Annotated in this window: 13 protein-coding genes and 2 tRNA genes; 4 read left to right on the top strand and 11 right to left on the bottom strand. The window is 58.1% G+C overall.

Features of this window, described 5'->3' with window-relative positions; translation table 11 throughout:
- Positions 1 to 205 precede the first annotated feature (205 nt).
- The 3 genes from holA to ileS form a co-directional block, all read right to left on the bottom strand.
- Complete coding sequence (gene holA, locus DSCA_RS00565) at positions 206 to 1,642, bottom strand: DNA polymerase III subunit delta (protein WP_155314597.1); 1,437 nt, start codon at positions 1,640 to 1,642, stop codon at positions 206 to 208.
- 99 nt (positions 1,643 to 1,741) lie between these two features.
- Positions 1,742 to 2,308, bottom strand: coding sequence for a signal peptidase II (gene lspA / locus DSCA_RS00560; protein WP_155314596.1), 567 nt, complete (start codon positions 2,306 to 2,308; stop codon positions 1,742 to 1,744).
- A gap of 10 nt (positions 2,309 to 2,318) precedes the next feature.
- On the bottom strand, positions 2,319 to 5,132 hold the full coding sequence (gene ileS, locus DSCA_RS00555; RefSeq protein WP_155314595.1) for an isoleucine--tRNA ligase: 2,814 nt from the start codon (positions 5,130 to 5,132) through the stop codon (positions 2,319 to 2,321).
- Between the two features lie 175 nt (positions 5,133 to 5,307).
- On the opposite strand from ileS, the gene DSCA_RS00550 reads away from it, so the two are divergent.
- Entirely contained in the window at positions 5,308 to 5,901 is a 594-nt protein-coding gene (locus DSCA_RS00550) for an HD domain-containing protein (protein ID WP_155314594.1), read from the top strand.
- 151 nt (positions 5,902 to 6,052) lie between these two features.
- Positions 6,053 to 9,238, top strand: coding sequence for a carbamoyl-phosphate synthase large subunit (gene carB / locus DSCA_RS00545; protein ID WP_155314593.1), 3,186 nt, complete (start codon positions 6,053 to 6,055; stop codon positions 9,236 to 9,238).
- A 113-nt stretch (positions 9,239 to 9,351) separates the two neighbouring features.
- Here the strand turns inward: carB and rsmG are convergent, their stop codons facing one another.
- Entirely contained in the window at positions 9,352 to 10,071 is a 720-nt protein-coding gene (rsmG, locus tag DSCA_RS00540) for a 16S rRNA (guanine(527)-N(7))-methyltransferase RsmG (protein ID WP_155314592.1), read from the bottom strand.
- On the bottom strand, positions 10,071 to 11,075 hold the full coding sequence (locus tag DSCA_RS00535) for a methyltransferase (RefSeq protein WP_155314591.1): 1,005 nt from the start codon (positions 11,073 to 11,075) through the stop codon (positions 10,071 to 10,073). The genes rsmG and DSCA_RS00535 overlap by 1 nt, the downstream gene beginning before the upstream one ends.
- A gap of 244 nt (positions 11,076 to 11,319) precedes the next feature.
- On the opposite strand from DSCA_RS00535, the gene DSCA_RS00530 reads away from it, so the two are divergent.
- Positions 11,320 to 13,824 carry a sensor domain-containing protein gene (locus DSCA_RS00530; protein WP_167527542.1) on the top strand — a complete coding sequence of 835 codons (2,505 nt, stop codon included), beginning with the start codon at positions 11,320 to 11,322 and terminating at the stop codon, positions 13,822 to 13,824.
- Between the two features lie 149 nt (positions 13,825 to 13,973).
- A complete protein-coding gene (hisA, locus tag DSCA_RS00525) occupies positions 13,974 to 14,744 on the top strand; it encodes a phosphoribosylformimino-5-aminoimidazole carboxamide ribotide isomerase (RefSeq protein WP_155314589.1) in 771 nt (256 codons plus the stop codon).
- 62 nt (positions 14,745 to 14,806) lie between these two features.
- Here the strand turns inward: hisA and DSCA_RS00520 are convergent, their stop codons facing one another.
- From DSCA_RS00520 to fsa, 6 genes are all read right to left on the bottom strand, one after another.
- Positions 14,807 to 15,226 carry a PaaI family thioesterase gene (locus DSCA_RS00520; protein ID WP_269434629.1) on the bottom strand — a complete coding sequence of 140 codons (420 nt, stop codon included), beginning with the start codon at positions 15,224 to 15,226 and terminating at the stop codon, positions 14,807 to 14,809.
- A gap of 158 nt (positions 15,227 to 15,384) precedes the next feature.
- Positions 15,385 to 16,674: a tetratricopeptide repeat protein gene (locus DSCA_RS00515; RefSeq protein WP_155314587.1), complete on the bottom strand. Its 1,290-nt coding sequence runs from the start codon at positions 16,672 to 16,674 to the stop codon at positions 15,385 to 15,387.
- Positions 16,675 to 17,110: 436 nt separating this feature from the next.
- A tRNA-Cys gene (locus DSCA_RS00510) sits at positions 17,111 to 17,185 on the bottom strand.
- 14 nt (positions 17,186 to 17,199) lie between these two features.
- A tRNA-Gly gene (locus DSCA_RS00505) sits at positions 17,200 to 17,274 on the bottom strand.
- Between the two features lie 53 nt (positions 17,275 to 17,327).
- Positions 17,328 to 17,891, bottom strand: coding sequence for a CDP-diacylglycerol--glycerol-3-phosphate 3-phosphatidyltransferase (gene pgsA / locus DSCA_RS00500; protein ID WP_155314586.1), 564 nt, complete (start codon positions 17,889 to 17,891; stop codon positions 17,328 to 17,330).
- 81 nt (positions 17,892 to 17,972) lie between these two features.
- Complete coding sequence (gene fsa, locus DSCA_RS00495; RefSeq protein WP_155314585.1) at positions 17,973 to 18,617, bottom strand: fructose-6-phosphate aldolase; 645 nt, start codon at positions 18,615 to 18,617, stop codon at positions 17,973 to 17,975.
- Positions 18,618 to 18,660 lie beyond the last annotated feature (43 nt).

Below are 18,660 nucleotides of genomic sequence, written 5' to 3'. Positions count from 1 at the left end.
AGTTCATAGCTCGTGCTCATTGCTCATAGAAAAGGCCCTGATCCTTCCCCTATCAGCTATGAGCTATCTGCTATCAGCTATTCCGCTCAAAGCGAAAAAACCGTAATGAAATCGATGTCATTCGTCGTTGGGTGAATTGCGGCCCTTTAAACCGTCAGCAGGCCTTGCCTTTACCCTATTGTCGTTGTCCCTCAGGCGGCCCACCTTATTTTCGGCACAGCTTGACCAAAAAGGTTTCCAGCAACATGCGGGGATCCTGAGAGGTGGATTTCATCCGCAGATCGATCTCGCTCAAATCGATCATCGCCGCGACCAGGGTGTCCCATGCAAAGGCATCCGCTTTTTTGAGGGTCTGGAAAACGGGAAAAGGGCTTTTGGGATTCTTGGCCAGAACCAGGTCGCTGGCGGCCGCTTTTTTCTTCTTTTTCCCATCGACCGCAGGATCCAGGATCGAGTCCCACCCCTGCGCAATTGCCGTAAACGACCCGTCGTCCGCCTGAACCGCCTTGAACGCGGCGGTTTTGAACTGGGGAAACGACATGCCGGCCGACCAAAAACGGCCCCCGTCCCGCGCGATGAAGTCTTTGGCCAGCAACAGGCGACGAATCTGGTTGGCCACTGCCGCCAGCAGCTGCAGCGGATGCATGCCGTCGTGGAGCAGGTTGTTCAGTAAAAACAGGATGGCCGACAGGTCGCGGTCGGCAACCGCATTGGTGAATTCGAAGATGGGGTCCTTGCGGGTGCGATGCAGTACCGCTGTCACATCCGCGTCGGTGATCGTCTTGCGATCGCCGGTAAAACTGATCAGTTTTGCCAGGCTGCCCGAAAGGGTGCGAAGATCGAAACCGGTCCACTGCATCAACCGCTGACGCGCATCACCGGCCATCCGCTTGCCCGCCTGTGCCAGGGCGGCATCCATGGTCGCTTTGGTCACCGCATCCCGGGCCATGCGATCCGCCCGTGTTTCCCCTTTGGGAACGGTGCAATCCACCACCAGGCCGGCCTGATCGATGGCTTTGTACAGGGCTTTGCGGCGGTCGACAAAGTCAGTGGTCACCACGAGGCGGTGCCCGTCGGGAAAACCTTTTTGCATGGACGCGTTCAGCAGGTCCCCATCATCGTGCCGGTCCGGGATGCGAAGCCCTTTCTCACGGCAGTAGTCGAGCAATTGGGGAAACCACGCCGGCGGTTCGCCGTCGATGTCCGCCACCACCTTGTTGCGCATTGCGGGTGTGGTCAGGTCATCGAGGGCCAGCCCGGCAAGGCCCATCAGGTTGCAAAACGACCGTGATGCCTTTTTCATGTCCCCGCTTTGCGCCGCCGCGACCACCTTCTCGCGAAGCCCCTGCTGGGCCCTGGCCGAATAAAACAGACGGGCATCACGCAGCACCACCACCTTGGCCGTTGAAAGCAGGGCATAGGTGTTCATGCTGGACAGCACGGCAGCGATGCTGTCCTCCCCGCCATCGAAGGTCTCAACCCCGAGGGCCCGGTCAGATTCGGGCATCAGAACGTCGAGCACATTTTCGAAGGCCCTTTTACAAAGCATCTCTTCACCGCAGATCAGGGTGACCGGCGGCCAGTCGACCGCCGGCGTGCGGCTCAGATGGTCGGACAGGGCATGGTAGGCGACAGTCGGCATAGTAAATAGCTCGTGGCTGATAGCTCGTGGCTGATAGCTCATGGCTGATAGAGAAGGCCCGAGTCCTCACCCTATGAGCTATCAGCAATCAGCTATCGGCTAATCGGGCATTTTTCCCAGCACCACATGGGCGATGAATACGGTAATGCCCACCGTGATGGCGCTGTCGGCAACATTGAAGGCCGGCCAGTGGTAGGCCCCCACATACATGTCCAGAAAATCGACCACCTCGCCGAACCGCAACCGGTCGATGAGGTTGCCGACGGCGCCTCCGAAAATCATGGCCATGGCCGAGGCCAGAACGGGGTGGCTTTTTGGCGTGCTTCGATAAAAGAAAACGATCAGCCCCATGGCGATGGCCGACACGCCGAGGAAAAGCAGGTTGCGAAGCCCCTGGCTGCCGGCGGCCATGAACCCGAAGGCCCCTCCGGGATTACGGATATGCGTCAGGTTGAAAAAACCCGGGATCACCGTAATGGAATGGTAGATCGGCATGTTGGCCAGGACCAGCCCCTTGGTGATCTGATCGATCACGACCACCAGACCGGCAATCAGCAAAAACGGCTTGGCACCCAACGAGGGAATCGGCGGCGTGGGGGCCGGCTTTTTGCCGGGCGCTTCCGACCGGTTGCCGGATTTTACAGGTTTCGAGGTTGTGGCATTCATAATACAGTTATCACGCTGACGCATCCAGGTCGCCCATCTGTGCCAGGGCACCGCTGCAGCGGCTGCAGATGGTGGGGTGATCGGCGATTTTCCCCACGCTGTCGTCATAGACCCAGCACCGCTGGCATTTTTCACCGCCGGCCGGTTCCACTTTCACCCAGACGCCCTCGGTCTCCTGGCCGGCATAGGCACCGGGAATTTCTCCGGCGGTCATGGCCGCCCGTGAAACGATGAGAATGGATCGAAGGTCCTCCTGAAAAGGGGACAACACGGCAAACAAGTCGTCGCTGAGCCCCACCGTGACCGCCGAATCCAGGGAATGGCCGATCACTTTTTCCGCGCGGGCCTTCTCCAGGGCCTTGGTCACCTCGGCCCGCACACTGATCAGCGTTTCCCAGCGGGTGGCCAGTTCGTCATCCTTCAGACCGCTGTCCGGCTTGGGGAAGGTAACCAGGTGGATGCTTTCCGCCCTTCCGGAAACCGCCGGCATATGCTTCCAGATCTCCTCTGCCGTAAACGGCATGATCGGCGCCATCACCCGGGCGATGGCATCCAGGATGGCATACATGGCCGTCTGGGCGCTGCGGCGCGCCGTGGAAGCCGCCGGGCTGGTGTAGAGCCGGTCCTTGAGAATATCCAGGTAGAACGAAGAGAGGTCAACGGTGCAGTAGTTGTAAAGCCGGTGGTAGATCACGTGGAACTCGTAGGCGTCGTAGGCCTTGAGCGCCCGTTCCACCAGCGCCTGAAGCGTGTGCAGGGCAAAGCGGTCGATCTCCAGCATCTGATCGACCGGCACACTGTCGCTTTCCGGTGAAAAATCATTCAGGTTGCCCAGCAGAAACCGGCTGGTGTTGCGGATGCGGCGGTAGGCATCGCTGAGCTGCTTGAGAATATTGTCGGAAATTCTCACATCGTCGCGGTAGTCGGATGCCGACACCCACATGCGCAGGATCTCCGCCCCGTATCGGTTGATCACCGTCTTGGGGGCCACCACGTTGCCGATGGATTTGGACATCTTCTTGCCTGCCGCATCGACCACAAAACCGTGGGTCAGGACGGCCCGGTAGGGGGCCTGTCCGCGGGTGCCCACCGCAGTGAGCAGGGCGCTGTGAAACCAGCCCCGGTGCTGATCGCTGCCTTCCAGGTACAGATCCGCGGGCCACCGCAGGTAATCCCGGTCTTCGAGCACCGCAGCATGGCTCACCCCGGAATCGAACCAGACGTCGAGGATATCGGTCTCCCTGGCGAAGGACGAACCGCCGCAGTGTTTACAGACCGTGCCTTCGGGAAGCAGTTCAGACGCCTCCTTTTCAAACCACACATCGGCCCCGTGTGCCGCAAACTGGTCGAACACATGGTTCATGGCGGCCTCGTCCATGTGGACGGTGTCACATTTCTCGCAAATGAAAACCGTGATGGGAGCGCCCCAGGCCCGCTGGCGGGACACGCACCAATCCGGCCGGTTTTCGATCATGCCGTAGATGCGTTCCCGGCCCCAGTGGGGAATCCACTGGACCTGGTCGATCGCCTGGAGGGATTTTTTTCGCAGCCCGGTGTTCTCCATGGAAATGAACCACTGGGGGGTGGCCCGGAAAATCACCGGCCGTTTGCAGCGCCAGCAGTGGGGATAACTGTGGCTGATGTCATCTCTGGCCAGAAGCACGCCCTTGTCGGTCAGCGTCTGAATGATGTCGTCGTTGGCCTTGAATACGAACTGCCCGGCATACCGCTCCACCTCGTCGGTAAACACGCCGTTGTCATTGACCGGAGAATAGGCGTCCAGCCCGTACTGCAATCCCACGTCGTAGTCCTCGCGGCCATGGCCGGGAGCCGTGTGGACGCAGCCGGTGCCCGCTTCCAGGGTCACATGGTCGCCCAGGATGATCAGGGAATCCCGATCGTAGAAGGGATGACGACAGCGTTTGTTTTCCAGATCCTGCGCCTTGAGATCGGCCACGATGCCGTAGTCGGCAATGCCGAAAATCTTCATGCAGTCGTCCACCAGTTCGCGGGCCAGGATGAGCACCTGTCCATCGCCGGTTTCCACGGCCGCGTATTCGAAGTCGGGGTGCAGGGCCACGGCCAGGTTGGCCGGCAGCGTCCAGGGCGTGGTGGTCCAGATCACCACGGAAACCTCCCGGCCGGCCAGCAGCTCATCAATGTCGGCGGGGTCGTCTTTCAGGGCGAACTTGACATACACAGAAGGCGAGCTCTCATCGTGGTATTCGATCTCGGCTTCGGCCAGGGCGGTTTTGCAGCTGCAGCACCAGTGGATCGGTTTCTTGCTGCGAAACAGGCTCCCGTCCAGGGCAAATTTGAACAATTCCCTGGCAATGATGGCCTCATAACGGTAATTCATGGTCAGGTAGGGGTTGTCCCACTCACCCATCACGCCGAGGCGCTTGAATTCGTCCCGCTGAATGTCGATAAACTTTTCGGCGTAGGCCCGGCACTTCCGACGGACCTGGGCCTGGGTCATTTCCTTTTTCCTGGATCCCAGCTCCTTGTCCACGTTGTGTTCGATGGGCAGGCCGTGGCAATCCCAGCCGGGAACGTAGGCGGCGTTGAAGCCGGCCATCTGCCGTGAACGCAGAATGATGTCCTTGAGGATCTTGTTCATCGCCGTTCCAATGTGAATATGACCATTGGCGTATGGCGGACCGTCGTGCAGCACAAAGGCGGGTCGCCCCTGGGACGACTGCCGGATGCGGTCATACAACCCCATGGTTTCCCAGGCTTCCAGCTGGTTGGGTTCGCGGCCGGCCAGGTTCGCTTTCATGGGAAAGCCGGTTTTTGGAAGATTCAGGGTCTTCTTGTAATCCATCGATGCCTCCGTATGGGAATTTTCACAGTAAACAGAGTTTTCTACTTGGAAAGCCGGTTCATGTCAAGCCAATAGAAAGGCGGGATTACCGATTTTGTGCCTTGAAAACTGCCCGGTTTTGGGTCAATATGCGGTTTTGGTCTTCAGCCCACAGCAATTCAAAAACGAGTGGAAAATGAATCCCAAACGACTGGAACAGCAAATCGCATTTGTTCGCGAAGCGGACAAGCTCAAAACCATCGACCGTCAGACCCTGCTCACCGATGCATCGCGCCGGGAAAACGATGCCGAGCACTCCTGGCATCTCGCCCTGATGGCCCTGCTGCTGGGGGAGTATGCGGGCGACAAAACTCTCAACCTGCTGCATGTGGTTCGCATGGTCCTGATTCACGACCTGGTGGAGATCGATGCCGGCGACACCTACTGTTACGACGAGGCCGGCTACCGGGACAAGACCCAACGGGAAACAGCGGCGGCCGAGCGCATTTTCAACCTCCTTCCGCCGGATCAGGCGGCCGGAATCCGGGCCCTGTGGGATGAATTCGAGGCATCAGAAACGCCTGAGTCCAAATTTGCCAACGCCCTGGACCGCCTTCAGCCGTTAATGCACAACGTGTTTACCGACGGGCAGATGTGGAAGCGACACGGCATTGTCAAGTCCCAGGTAATCGACAGAAACCGGAAAATTGCCGACGGCGCCCCCGACCTGTGGACCTTTGCCCGTTCACTGATAGAAAAAGCGGTCGATGACGGCCATCTGGATCCCTGATCCCTCTGAGTGATAGTCACGGAGACCTTCAACGGTGGATACCGGATCGATCTCCCCGGCCATTGCAGCTGGCAGAACGGGCGGCGGCCGATGGGATCGATTGGGCAATCCTTTATGAAAAAACAACCAGCGCCCCCTTTGAGGAGTTAATATGCCGACCCCCTCCATGAAAAAAGTCCTTATCATCGGTTCCGGACCCGTCAGAATCGGCCAGCCCGGCGCTTTCGACGACGCTGCCTGCCGGGCCTGTGAAATTTTCAGAAAAGCCGGGATTCAGACGGTGATGGTGCATTGCGACCCGTCAGCCCTGGCTGCAGACATAGAGACCGCCGATCGCACGTACCTGGTGCCGTTGACGGTCGGGGCCGTGATGGAAGTCATCCTGAGGGAAAAGCCCGACGCCCTCCTCCCCACGGTTGGCGGAACGACCGCATTGGCCCTGGCAAACGCGTTTGTTGGCAGCGGCCTGCTGCGGGACAACCACATCCACCTTCTTGGTATTTCCGAGAAGACCCTGGCGGCCACTGATACGCCAACGGCATTTTGCAAGCTTGTCGCGGAACTGGGACTTGCCGCACCGGACGGACAATCGGCCGGCAACCTGTCCGATGCGGCAACCATTGCCGAAAGGATTGGATACCCCGTCTTCGTCCGCGCCGCCGAACCGGATCGGCCCCAGCGCTATGGCATCGCTTTCAATGTGGAAGAACTCAGGATGCTTGCCGCCGGCGGACGGCTACCCGCAGACACGACAGGCGATTTTCGGATCGAACAGGCGCTGTCCGGATATCGCGAAATTGAAGTGGAAATGCTGCGGGACCGTGACAATCAAATGATCCTGGTCGGCATGGCCGAAAACCTGGATTCCGTTGGCGTTCACAGTGGTGACTCGACCGTCGTCATTCCTCCGGCCACCATCAACGCCGGGACCCGCCGGCAGATCGCGTCGGCGGCCTTCAAACTGGCCGGACACATCGAGGTGACCGGAGCCGTGCACGTAAAATTCGCCGTGGCGCCGGAAAGGGACCAGGTATTCGTTCTGGCCGTGAATCCCCGGTTTTCGGCTACGGCCGCCTTTTTCTCCAAGGCTTTCGGCATCCCCCTGCCCACCCTCCACGCCAGGCTTTCACTGGGCGCGGGCCTGGACGAACTCCGGACCGAAATCGATTTTTCGAGTGCAGGCCCCGAGACGGGAGAAGTGGTCGCCGTTCGCCTCCCCCGCTGGGAATTCGATCGTTTTCCGGGGGAAGCCAACCGGCTGGATGCCCGCATGAAATCAACCGGAGCGGTCATGGGCTTGGGCCGCAGCTTTTTGGAAGCCCTGCAAAAGGCTGTGCGTTCCCGATCCCCGAAACACCCCATTCTGGGTGGTCGGCCGGAGCTGGCCCCGCTTGACGCCGACACCCTCATGCGCAGGCTGGTGGTGCCCTCACCCGACCGGCTGCAATTGATTCATGAGGCCCTGAAAAAAGGCGCCGGACCGGAGGCAGTGGCCGACATCACGGGAATCGGCATAGAATGGATCCGCCAGTTGGCCGACTTGGCTGAAATGGAACAGCAGCTGGCCGCCGGGGCGGGAAAAATGCCGCCGCCATCCTTGATTGAAAATGCGGTTGCGGCGGGATTTTCCGAAGACGGATTGTCCCTTTTGCTGGACATGCCCGCCCCGTCGATCGGTGATCTGCTGTCCGATGCCGGCGTGCGGATCAGGCCCCATGCATCGGGCGATCCCGCATATTCACCCGTCTGGTTCAATACGTCGGCAAACGGCATGGCACCCCATGCCCCCATGGGCAAGACCGTCCTTCTCGTTTGTCCCGGGTCCGGACGCATCGGCCAGAATATCGAGCTGGACCACTGCTGCGTTCACGGCGCCAGAGCTCTGCGCGCAGCCGGCCGCAGCGTTGCCATGATCAGCGGCAACCCTGCCTCGGCATGCGGGCTGAACGACGCGGACCGTATTTACGTCGACCCCCTGACGGCCACCGACATCAAGGCCGTCTGCCGGTCGGAGCGTCCCGAAGGCGTGATTCTCCAGTTCGGGGGTCATGGGGCCATGGACCTGGCCCGGGAACTGGTGGCGGACGGCGTTCCGGTATGGGGAACGGCACACGAACAGGCTGCCCTTTCACAGGACCGCCTGCGATTCAGCGAATTGCTGACAGGGCTGGGCATTCCCCACCCCCAATTGGGCGTCGCCGATACGCCGGAACAGGCCATGAATATGGCCGAGTCCATCGGCTACCCCCTGGTGGCCCGCCCCGCTGCGGACCGGCTGGCCAAGCGACGGACCATCGTCATGGATGCCCGCATGATGGAACACCATGTAATCGATACGGCGGTTTCACCCGAATCGCCGATCATGCTCGAGCAATTCCTGGAATACGCCATCGAGGTGGAGGCCGATGCGCTTTGCGACGGCAGGGCAGTTTATCTGCCGGCGGTCATGGAGCACATCGAGTTGGCCGGCGTGCATTCGGGAGATGCGGCCATCGTGGTCCCCCCCTACAGCACCCCACCGCGCCACGTGGAAACCATCAGGGCCATCGTGAACAAAGTTGCGTTGGAACTGAACGTGAAAGGCGTGCTCAACACCCGTTTTGCCGTATACAATGACACGGTCTACCTGCTGGAAGCCCGCCCGTGGGCCTGCCGGACCCTGCCCCTGATCTCCACCATCTGCAACGTTCCCATGGCCGAGCGGGCGGTGGAAATCATGCTGGGCATGTCCCTTGACGAAATGGACCTGCCCCGCCGGCTGCTGCCCCATTATGGCATCCGGTCATCGGTGTTTCCCTTTGACACCTTCACAGAAACGGACCCGCTGCTGGGGCCCCGAATGCGATCCACCGGTCAGGTCCTGACGCTGGCCGATGTTTTCGGGACGGCCTATTTCACCTCCCAGGAGGCTGCCGCGCCCCCATTGCCCTTATCGGGAAAGGTGCTGATCACGGTCACCGACGCAGACAAACCAAGCATTCTGGAACCGGCCAGGCTGTTCAGGGAAATGGGATTCGACATCCAGGCCACCCGCGGCACCCACGCCTTCCTCAAAAAAAACGGCATCGACGCCCAGTTGGTCAAAAAGCTCGGATTCGGCCGCCCCGACCTGGTGGATGGCATCAAAACCGGCGAGGTGGCCCTGGTGGTCAACACGCCCAGCGGCCGTCAAAGCCACCAGGATGACGCCTACATCCGAAAAACCGCGATCCGGTACCAGATCCCGGACATCACCACCCCGGCCGGTGCGCTGGCGGCTGCCAAGGGTATTGCCGCCCGCAAACAATGCCAGGATGCCCTTTACACGCTTCAGTCCTATGTCCGGTCGTTGAAGTAAACCGAGGGCGAAGGGCGGATAAAAAGAATCAACCGACGGATGCAGCGTCAAGTCTTTTATTCTGTAATGACCGACAACTGAACTGAACAAATAGGGATGGCGGAGCGCTGTCCTCAGGCCCCGGATACCGGCGTGAGCCGAACCAGGCTGCGTTGCGCATCCAGGAACGGCAGCCGGTATCGATGGCGGCGCACGGAAAAGGATGTGCCGCCGAGAACGATGGGCCCGTCATCCTTGTGGTTTTCATTTTCCTGATCGGGATCCGACTGGGGGCCCTTCATTGCCAGCAGGCTGCCACCCGGAGAGAGGAAAGGCAGCGTCCGTCCGGCGAAATCTTCCAGTGAAGAAAATGCCCGACACACCACCAGATCATAGCTTCCACGGTACGGGGGCGACGGGCCAAGGTCTTCCAGACGTCCATGAACGGCCGTGATTCCGTTCAAATTCAAGGTGCGAATGGCATACTTGAGAAAAGAGACCTTTTTACGCACACTGTCCACCAGGGTCACAGACAGATCCGGCCGCAGGATGTTGAGGGGAATCCCGGGAAATCCGCCACCGGATCCGGCATCCAGTATTCGCGCCCCCCGGTGGATCCAGGGCACGACGGCCACGGCATCAACATAGTGCTTCACCGCCACCGCCAGCGGATCGGTGATGGCCGTCAGGTTGGTGGTGCGGTTCCAATGGAGCAGTTCCAGCGCGTGTCGCCCCATGATTCGGGCCTGCGCGTCGGAAACCGCCACCCCCCAGACCAGGGCGCCCCGGATCACCGTTTGCCGCCATTGTTCCGAATCGATGGTCGCGATATCTCCCATCCGTTCAGGCCCCATCAGGCCGGCTTCTCCCCACGGACCAGGCCGGAGTCATTGGGTCCCGAAAAATCCAGCCGACGAACGTCCGCCAGCCCTGCCGTTTCCAGCAGGTCAATAATCTGCCCCTGGCTGTATGCCCGGCCCCCTTCGGTGCCCAAGAGCATGTTCAGGGAAAAAAGGGCGGGAAACAGCGGCCGGTCCATGGTGTCGTCCAGAATAAACTCATGCACAACCGCGACACCGCCGGGATTCAGGCATTGTACAGCCTTGTCCACAATTCGGGCGCAGCCGTCCGCCGACTCGCCATGGAGAATATGGGACATCCACACCGCGTCGTAACGACCGGGGACGCCGTCCTGCAGATAATCGCCGGAAACAAAGGAAACCCGTTCCTCCATGCCCAGCCTCCGTATGGTTTTCTCCGCAAACGGCCGGGTGGTCGGCAAATCCATAACGGTTGCGGTGAGCCCGGGATTCTGGCGGCAAAAGTGGATGGCGTAGGTGCCGGGCCCTCCCCCCAGGTCCAGAAGCGTCCGGCATCCGGAAAGATCGACAAGGGGCACCAGTCGCGGTGCCAGCTGCATGGCCAGGTTGAACATCCCCATGAGAAACGCCTCACGGGCCTCAGCGCCTTTCTCGCGAACAGGCAGGCGGATCGGTTTTCCGCTGAGAACCGCCTCCGGCAGCCGGGCCCAGGATGCCATCAGATGGTGGTGATGCCGGATGATGTATCCGATGAAGCGATCCGAATCGGCGCACAGGAATACCCTGCTGGCCTCGGTATTGGCATAACAGCCGTCCCCGTCCTTGATCAGCAGGCCCATGGCGGCCACGGCATCCAGCAGGCGGTTGACGGCATCCACCGGTGCGTCGATCCATTCGGCGAGGGTCTGCCCGCCCACCCTGGCATCGCCGATACGGGTGAACAGGTCCAGCGCCACGGCGCTGTGCAGCGCACAGGCGGCCCAATAGCCGCCCGATGTCTTCAGGAGTCGATCCCGGGTCCAGTCTTGATTATCCATGTGCGTCCTTTCATCAGTGGCTCGGAAAGGGAAGCGAAAAAGCGCTCGGCCCTTCGGGCCCGCACCCGCCAGCACCGATCCTGCCCTGAACGGGGCGCTCCCATCCGGAAACGTTTTTTTTGCCTGGTATTCAATAGGTAGGCAATTGTTCTCACCTTGTCAACGATCATGCGCCAACGCCTGTGAAAGCGGCGTTTTATCCACTTGCCAAGGCCGGTGCTTTTTTGTTAGAAACCTTATCGAAATGAAAACCTTATCGAGTGAACCAAACCGCACCGACTCCCCAAAGGCCGGCAGTGATGCCAGGGTTGCCCAGGACCGTTATCGCATCCTTTTCGAACGTTCTCCCGATGCGGTGGTTGTCAGTACGCCGGATGGAACGATCCTGGATTTCAATTCGGCGGCGCTGGGCTTTCTGGATATTTCAGAATCCGAACTGCGTGATTCAAAAATCACCTCCTTTTACGCCAACAGGGCAGACCGTGCACGGTTGATCAGCCAGGTGGATGAAACCGGTCTCGTCCACAATGCATCGGTCATTTTTCTGGACCGCCGCGACCAGCTCAAACACTGCCTGGTGACCACCATGCGCCTGGATAATCCTGACGGCAGCATATATGGATACCAGAGTGTCATCAGGGACGTCACCGAACAACGAAAGGCGGAAAGAAGACTATACAATCAAAAGGGGTATGCGGAACAACTGATTGACATTGCCCCTGAGGCCATCGTCATCCTCGACCTGGAAGACCGGGTGATCCGTGTAAATGAAGAGTTTTGCCGCCTTTTCCAATATTCCCAACAAGCGTGTATCGGTCGACGGATGGAAAAACTCATCGTACCGGAGGCGTTGAAGGCGGAAAGCCTGTCGCTTTCATCACGGGCAATGGGCGGTGACTGCTTTGAGGTGGAAAGCCAGAGAAGAAGAAAGGACGGGACAGTGGTGGATGTCTCCATCCTTGCCAAACCGATCGCGACAGAAAATGACGAACCGGCCATCTATGTCATTTACCGGGATATTTCCGAACGCAAAAAGGCCCAGGAGGCGCTGAAAAGGAGCGAGGAACACCACCGCACCGTATTGGAAGCAGCGCCGGATCCGGTAATCGTCAGGGACATGGCCGGCCGCGTCATCTATCTGAACCCGGCATTCACCCGTGTCTTCGGATGGCAACCGGAAGAATGCCGGAACCGCACCATTGACTTCGTCCCCGAAGAAAACCGGCCCGAGACCAACGAGTTCATGTCCCACATTCAGCAGGGGGTCTCCTTTTCGGGAGTCGAAACCAAGCGAATCACGAAATACGGACAACTGGTGGATGTCTCCATCAGCGGTGCAGTTTTTTTCGATACGGACGGAAAGCCGGAGGGATTTGTCAATACCCTGCAGGATATCAGCGAACGCCGTAAAAAAGACGAAGAACTTCGTTATGTCGCCTACCATGACATGCTCACCGGGCTCCCCAACCGCAAATCATTCTATATGTGCCTGGATGACCTCCTCCAGCAATCGAGCCGTCGCAATTCAGACCGGGCATGGGCCCTGATGTTTCTGGATCTGGACAAATTCAAGCAGATCAACGATGCCCTGGGCCACGATACCGGAGACCAGCTGCTCCAAGGCGTGGCCGCCCGGCTCAAGGGATGCCTTCGGGAAACGGACCACCTGTTCCGACTCGGCGGAGATGAGTTTACGGTAATCCTCACCAACCTGGGACGTGATATCGACGTGGCCCGGGTGGCCCGCAAGATCCTGAAATCCATCGCGCGTCCGTTCTGCTTCAACAGCAACGAGATATTCACCTCTACCAGCATCGGCATCAGTGTTTTTCCCAACGACGGCTGGGACGTGGAAGGGCTGGTGAAAAATGCGGACATGGCGATGTACGTGGCCAAAGATAACGGTGGAAGCGGCTACCGGTTCTTTACCGAAGAGATGAACCGCAAAGCGCTGCATCGCATGAAGATGGAAAGCAGCCTGAGAAAAGCCCTCGACCGAAACGAGCTGATGCTTTACTACCAGCCGCTGGTCAACGAGGATAATCGTATCCTGGGGATGGAGGCCCTGCTCAGATGGCGTCACCCCGAACTGGGACTCATTCTCCCCGACGATTTTATCCGCATCACCGAAGAGACCGGCATCATCGTTCCCGTGGGACGATGGGTGCTGCAGACCGCATGCGTCCAGACCAAGCGATGGCATGACATGGGCTATTCCGATCTTTTCGTCGCCGTGAACCTCTCCGCCAGGCAGATTCAGGAGTCAGATTTTGAACAGATGGTAATCGATATCATCGAAGAGAGCGGTCTGCCCCCCCGGTACCTCAAGCTGGAGGTTACCGAAAGCAGTGTGATCCAGAACCCCGAAGTGTGCATCGCCAAAATGAAAACCCTGCGGGCCAGGGGAATCACCTTCTCCATCGATGATTTCGGCACCGGGTATTCTTCTCTGAGCTACCTGAAACGGTTTCCCATAGACGCCCTGAAGATAGACCGCTCGTTCATATCCGATGCAATGAACAGCAAAGGGGATCAGGAAATCATCAAAACCATTATCGCCATGGCCCGCAACCTGAAAATCGACGCCGTGGCCGAAGGGGTGGAAACCGAGGCGCAGAAAAACTTTCTGGCCAGCTACGGCTGCAACAGCATGCAGGGTTTTCTGTTTGCCCATCCGGTTCCCGTGGACCAATTCATGAATCTGCTGAACCGCCAGCAGCAGCGGCTGGCGTCCCCGGAAGAGGACTGACCGTTCCCGGGAAATTCAAGGAATGGCGGATCCAGGGCGCCGGGAAAACCACATCCCACCGCCCGACGCATTGAACCACCGACTTGCCGTCAGGCGGCGCAGGCCACCGAACGCTTTTCTGAGGACAGACCAATAACCAGGAGCATTTCATGCGCTTTCGTCCCTGTATCGATCTGCACGGCGGCGTGGTAAAGCAAATCGTCGGTGCCACCCTGTCCGACAGCGCATCCCATGATTTGAAAACCAACTTTCAGGCGGAAAAACCGGCCGCCTGGTTTGCCGACCTGTATCGCCGGGACAATCTCAAGGGGGGCCACGTGATCCAGCTGGGCAGGGGCAACATGACGGCAGCCCGGTCGGCCCTTTCCCGGTGGCCCGGCGGCATGCAGCTGGGCGGCGGCATCAATGCCGACAATGCCGGACCATGGTTGGACGCCGGCGCCAGCCATGTGATTGTCACCTCCTGGGTCTTCAGCGACGGACAGATCCAGATGGCGCGCCTGAAAGCGTTGAGCCGACGCATCGGCAAATCGCGCCTGGTGCTGGACCTGAGCTGCCGCAAACGCGGCGACGCCTATCTGGTGGCCACCGATCGCTGGCAGACATTCACCGACGAGGCGGTCACTTACCGGCTCATGGACCGTCTTTCCGGTTACTGCGATGAATTTCTCATCCATGCCGTGGATGTGGAGGGTCGCTGCGCCGGCATCGAAACCGACCTGGTCGCCTACCTGGGGCGCTGGGAGGGCCTGCCGGTCACCTATGCCGGCGGCATCTGCAACCAGCGTGACATTGATCTGATCGAATCCATGGGAAACGGGAACATCGACTTTACGGTGGGCAGCGCACTGGATATCTTCGGTGGCACCGGCCTTCGCTATGAAGACCTGGCCCGGCGATATGGACAGGCGGGGGTCTGAAAATGGCACGCGGTTCCAAATCGATCAGGACGGTGGGAGAAGGTTATGGTTCTGAAAAAAGGTCAGTCTTTCCCGTAAACGACACCTTTGATTTCGGCGTCTCTGGCAATTTTAAAAACCGACCCAAATATCATGACCTTGCGGCCTTTTTCATCAAAAATATCACATGATCCTTTAATGGTGGACCCATCGCGTTCGCCAGCCCTCGCTCTGGCCTGGAGTATGCCCTGTTTCACGGGATGAAGAAAACGATTTTCCATTGCTATCGTGGCAAAATGGGTTCCGGGTGCCACCATACTCTTGATCGCCATCACCACAGCTGTGTCGGCCAGGCTGACCAGCGCACCACCGTGCATCAGGCCTGCGCCTTGAGCCAGTGATTTAACAAAAGGCATTGCCAGAATCGCCTCGCCGGCCTCCGCCTTGACAATTTCCATGCCCAGCATTTGCTCGAACGGGGCACAGGTTATCCACGCAGGCATGCTGAAACGGTGAGGTCCGGTGTGCTTGCAGGTATCCATGAAAACCATGTAACAGATTTATGGAAAAAATAGAACCGGATGCTAAAAAGCCCGGCGGCAAATGCATGGTTCCGGTGGCACTGTACGATCGGCAGGCGGGAACGCTTGGTAATTCTGTTTCAGCCCTTTTCGGCCACAATTAATAATCCCGGAACCTCATCGCCTGACTGCTTCCGGATCGCGGCGTCGGTTTCCGCTACGGGTGCGAATCCATGATTTTTCAGGCAGTTTCTTACATACCGGTGTGAATGGGCGTAGCGTCCGCTGGGAAACAGCTGATACCCTGTGCGGTTCTCCTCCAGTTTTTCCACCGAAAAGGCAATGATCCCTCCGGGAACAAGAGCGGATGATGCCGATCGGATGATCGGATCCAGATTCCCGAAATAGACAAATACGTCAGAGCTGTATATGAGATCGAATGGTTGGGAAAACGCCCAGTCTTGAAGGATGTCAAAGACCATGAGATCGTCGTAGATATTTTTCTCCGAAGCCTTCTGGAGCATCCTGGGCGACACATCGACACCGATGAGCAATTTTGCATATGGCCGGTAGAATTGTGAGCCCAGCCCGGTACCGCAGCCGAGATCCAGAACCGCCAGATTCTGTTTCAGGCGCGGCCTCGTAAGGTTAAACAGGAGTTCAGGGGTCCTGTATTCCAGACCCGTTACCAGGATCTTTTCAAAAGTCCCGGCACACTGATCAAAAATCCTGCGTACATGCTGTGCCGGGGCGGCATCGGGTGTTGCGGAAGTCCCCAGGCTCTGGAGCATAAAATTGGCCGCCTCATCGCCCGGCTTGATCTCCAGCACTTTGTTGTAATGGTCCTCGGCGTCCTCGAACCGCTCGCGTTTCTGTAAAGAGACGCCGAGGTTGAAGTGGGCGGACGCATAATCGGGCTTTATCTCAATGGCCTTCCGGTATGACCTGGCGGCGTTTTCAATCATATGAAACGCATCCTGTGCCACACCCAGGTTGTTCCATGCCTCCGCCATGTCAGGGGCAAAGGCCACTGCCCTCCGAAAACAGGAGATGGCTTCCTCCGGCTCACCGATTTCCCGGTACGCCACCCCCATATTGTTCCATGCCAAACCAAATCGGGGCTGCTGCTTGACGATGGCTCTGTAAAGGTTGATGGCCCCTTGATCGTCTCCCTCGATCTGCTTGAGTCTGCCAAGATTGTAGCATGCCGATAGATGGGGAGGATTCAAGCCGGCCGCTTTTTCAAAAACCGTTTTTGCCTTATCCGGTTGGGACTGATCCAAAAAGACCGTTCCAAGTGCGTTCAGCACGGATCCCGAATCCGGCTTTTGGTTCAATATCTCCAGATAGGCTTTTTCCGCATCGGCAAGCCTGCCTTCCTCGTGGGCCAAAGCCGCCTGTTTGAGAGTGTGCTCGCATTCGTTTTTCATGTGCCTGTATGGAAGGGTGTATGGTTTTTGGTGAGAGAAACGGGATTATACGTCAAATCCATTCACAGCTGAAATCGAAATTCGAATACCACACGATTGCCCATTAGACAATCAAGACAAGGGCCGCTGCGCCATTATGCCGTTGATGTATGTGTCGAAAGGGACGCGGAAACAGGCAGGGATGTCATTGGGCAGTTCTACAGGGGACACGGCGGGTGAGACGTTTGCGTTGAGCAAACCCGATTCATTGGCCGAAATATCGAAAGAAGTGCAGCATCATAATCAGGAATTCACTTATAAGACCCAATTATAAGCGGCTTTTGAAGGAATCGGATCCCGACATTGACGGACTGGATGGTTGGCAACCGGCCGCAACCCATGCGCCCCCATAAAAAAAGGGCTGAAAATCATTCAGCCCTGATCATTTTAGCTTTTTTGGAGGCGGCAACCAGATTCGAACTGGTGAATGGAGGTTTTGCAGACCTCTGCCTTACCACTTGGCTATGCCGCCCGTATAAAAAAAAATGGAGCGGGAAACGGGATTTGAACCCGCGACTTCGACCTTGGCAAGGTCGCACTCTACCACTGAGTTATTCCCGCTCAGTTGAAGTGGCACTTTTATAAATTAATGGTCTCATTGTCAACAGAAAAGTTCACCCGCGGAGTAATTTTCTGAAGCGCAGGAAGTAATCGGCCCCTGACCACAGGGTAAACACCAACGCCCCCCAGAGAAAGAACATGCCGACGGCCTGAAAATCAAACCCTAAGGCCGGATAGTGGAACATCAGGGGGATGATGGCGGCAATCTGGAACCCGGTTTTGTATTTACCCAGACTGGACGCGGAGACGTCCATTTTGTTCTGGGCAATGATGTTTCGCAATCCGGTAACCGCCAGCTCGCGTCCGATAATGATACAGGCGACCCAGGCCGGCATCCATCCCAGGGCCGAAAGCATGATCAGCGAGCAGGAAACCAGCAGCTTGTCCGCTACCGGGTCCATCACCTTGCCCAGGTTGGACACCAGCCCGTAGCGCCGGGCCAGATACCCGTCAAAATAGTCGGTAATGGCGGCGACGCTGAAAATCAGCCCGGCCAGCAGTGCCGTGAACCGGTTGGGCATCATCAACAGCACCACAATGATCGGCACCGAAACGATCCTGAACAGCGTCAGCGTATTGGGATGGGTGAGAAGTGAGTTGATTCGCTCGTTTTTCATTTGGCGTTGACCGATGGTTCCATCATTGTAGATTCGAAGCCACCTCAACAGCGTACTTTGAGATGATGCCTGTCCCCGCCGCTATTTTTTGGCCTTTTCCCAGTCGGCGAGAAAGGATTGGATGCCCTTGTCCGTCAGCGGATGAGCTGCCAGTTTACTCAGCACCTTGAAGGGAATCGTGGCAATGTCCGCTCCGGCCAGCGCTGAATCCAGCACGTGCAGAGGGTTGCGGACGCTGGCCACGATGATCTCCGTATCGTATGCATAGTTGGCAAAAATCTCAACAATCTGTTCGATAAGCTGCATCCCGTCCTGGGACAGGTCGTCTATCCGCCCGACAAAGGGGCTCACATAGCTTGCGCCGGCTTTGGCCGCCATCAGGGCCTGCAGGGGTGAAAAGATCAGGGTCACGTTGGTCTTGATGTTCTCTTGCGCGAGCTGGCGTGTGGCCTTGAGGCCATCAACGGTCATGGGAACCTTGATGACGACGTTGGGGTGTATTTTGGCCAGCTCACGCGCCTCGGCGACCATGCCCTCGGCCTCGAGGCTGATCACCTCGGCGCTGATCGGGCCGTCCACGATTTCGCAGATTTCTTTAATGACGTCTTCGAAAACACGTCCCTCCTTGGCGATCAGAGAGGGGTTGGTGGTCACCCCGTCCACCATGCCCATGGCATGGGCTTCCTTGATTTCGTCAACATTGGCGGTATCGATAAAAAATTTCATTGTTTCAGATTCCTTCTTGAGTTTCATCACTCCATGGCAATTG

It is taken from the genome of Desulfosarcina alkanivorans, assembly GCF_009688945.1.
In the GTDB taxonomy this organism is placed as follows: domain Bacteria; phylum Desulfobacterota; class Desulfobacteria; order Desulfobacterales; family Desulfosarcinaceae; genus Desulfosarcina; species Desulfosarcina alkanivorans.
The sequence above is the reverse complement of the archived record's forward strand: the minus strand, read 5'-3'. Positions and strand labels throughout refer to the sequence as shown.

Bases quoted from the DNA above. Each gene is read 5' to 3' on its own strand.
- carB (WP_155314593.1), top strand. From the start codon at position 6,053: ATGCCGACCCCCTCCATGAAAAAAGTCCTTATCATCGGTTCCGGACCC.
- lspA (WP_155314596.1), bottom strand. From the start codon at position 2,308: ATGAATGCCACAACCTCGAAACCTGTAAAATCCGGCAACCGGTCGGAA.
- fsa (WP_155314585.1), bottom strand. From the start codon at position 18,617: ATGAAATTTTTTATCGATACCGCCAATGTTGACGAAATCAAGGAAGCC.
- DSCA_RS00535 (WP_155314591.1), bottom strand. From the start codon at position 11,075: ATGGATAATCAAGACTGGACCCGGGATCGACTCCTGAAGACATCGGGC.
- hisA (WP_155314589.1), top strand. From the start codon at position 13,974: ATGCGCTTTCGTCCCTGTATCGATCTGCACGGCGGCGTGGTAAAGCAA.
- pgsA (WP_155314586.1), bottom strand. From the start codon at position 17,891: ATGAAAAACGAGCGAATCAACTCACTTCTCACCCATCCCAATACGCTG.
- ileS (WP_155314595.1), bottom strand. From the start codon at position 5,132: ATGGATTACAAGAAGACCCTGAATCTTCCAAAAACCGGCTTTCCCATG.
- rsmG (WP_155314592.1), bottom strand. From the start codon at position 10,071: ATGGGGCCTGAACGGATGGGAGATATCGCGACCATCGATTCGGAACAA.
- DSCA_RS00550 (WP_155314594.1), top strand. From the start codon at position 5,308: ATGAATCCCAAACGACTGGAACAGCAAATCGCATTTGTTCGCGAAGCG.
- DSCA_RS00530 (WP_167527542.1), top strand. From the start codon at position 11,320: ATGAAAACCTTATCGAGTGAACCAAACCGCACCGACTCCCCAAAGGCC.
- holA (WP_155314597.1), bottom strand. From the start codon at position 1,642: ATGCCGACTGTCGCCTACCATGCCCTGTCCGACCATCTGAGCCGCACG.
- DSCA_RS00515 (WP_155314587.1), bottom strand. From the start codon at position 16,674: ATGAAAAACGAATGCGAGCACACTCTCAAACAGGCGGCTTTGGCCCAC.
- DSCA_RS00520 (WP_269434629.1), bottom strand. From the start codon at position 15,226: ATGCCTGCGTGGATAACCTGTGCCCCGTTCGAGCAAATGCTGGGCATG.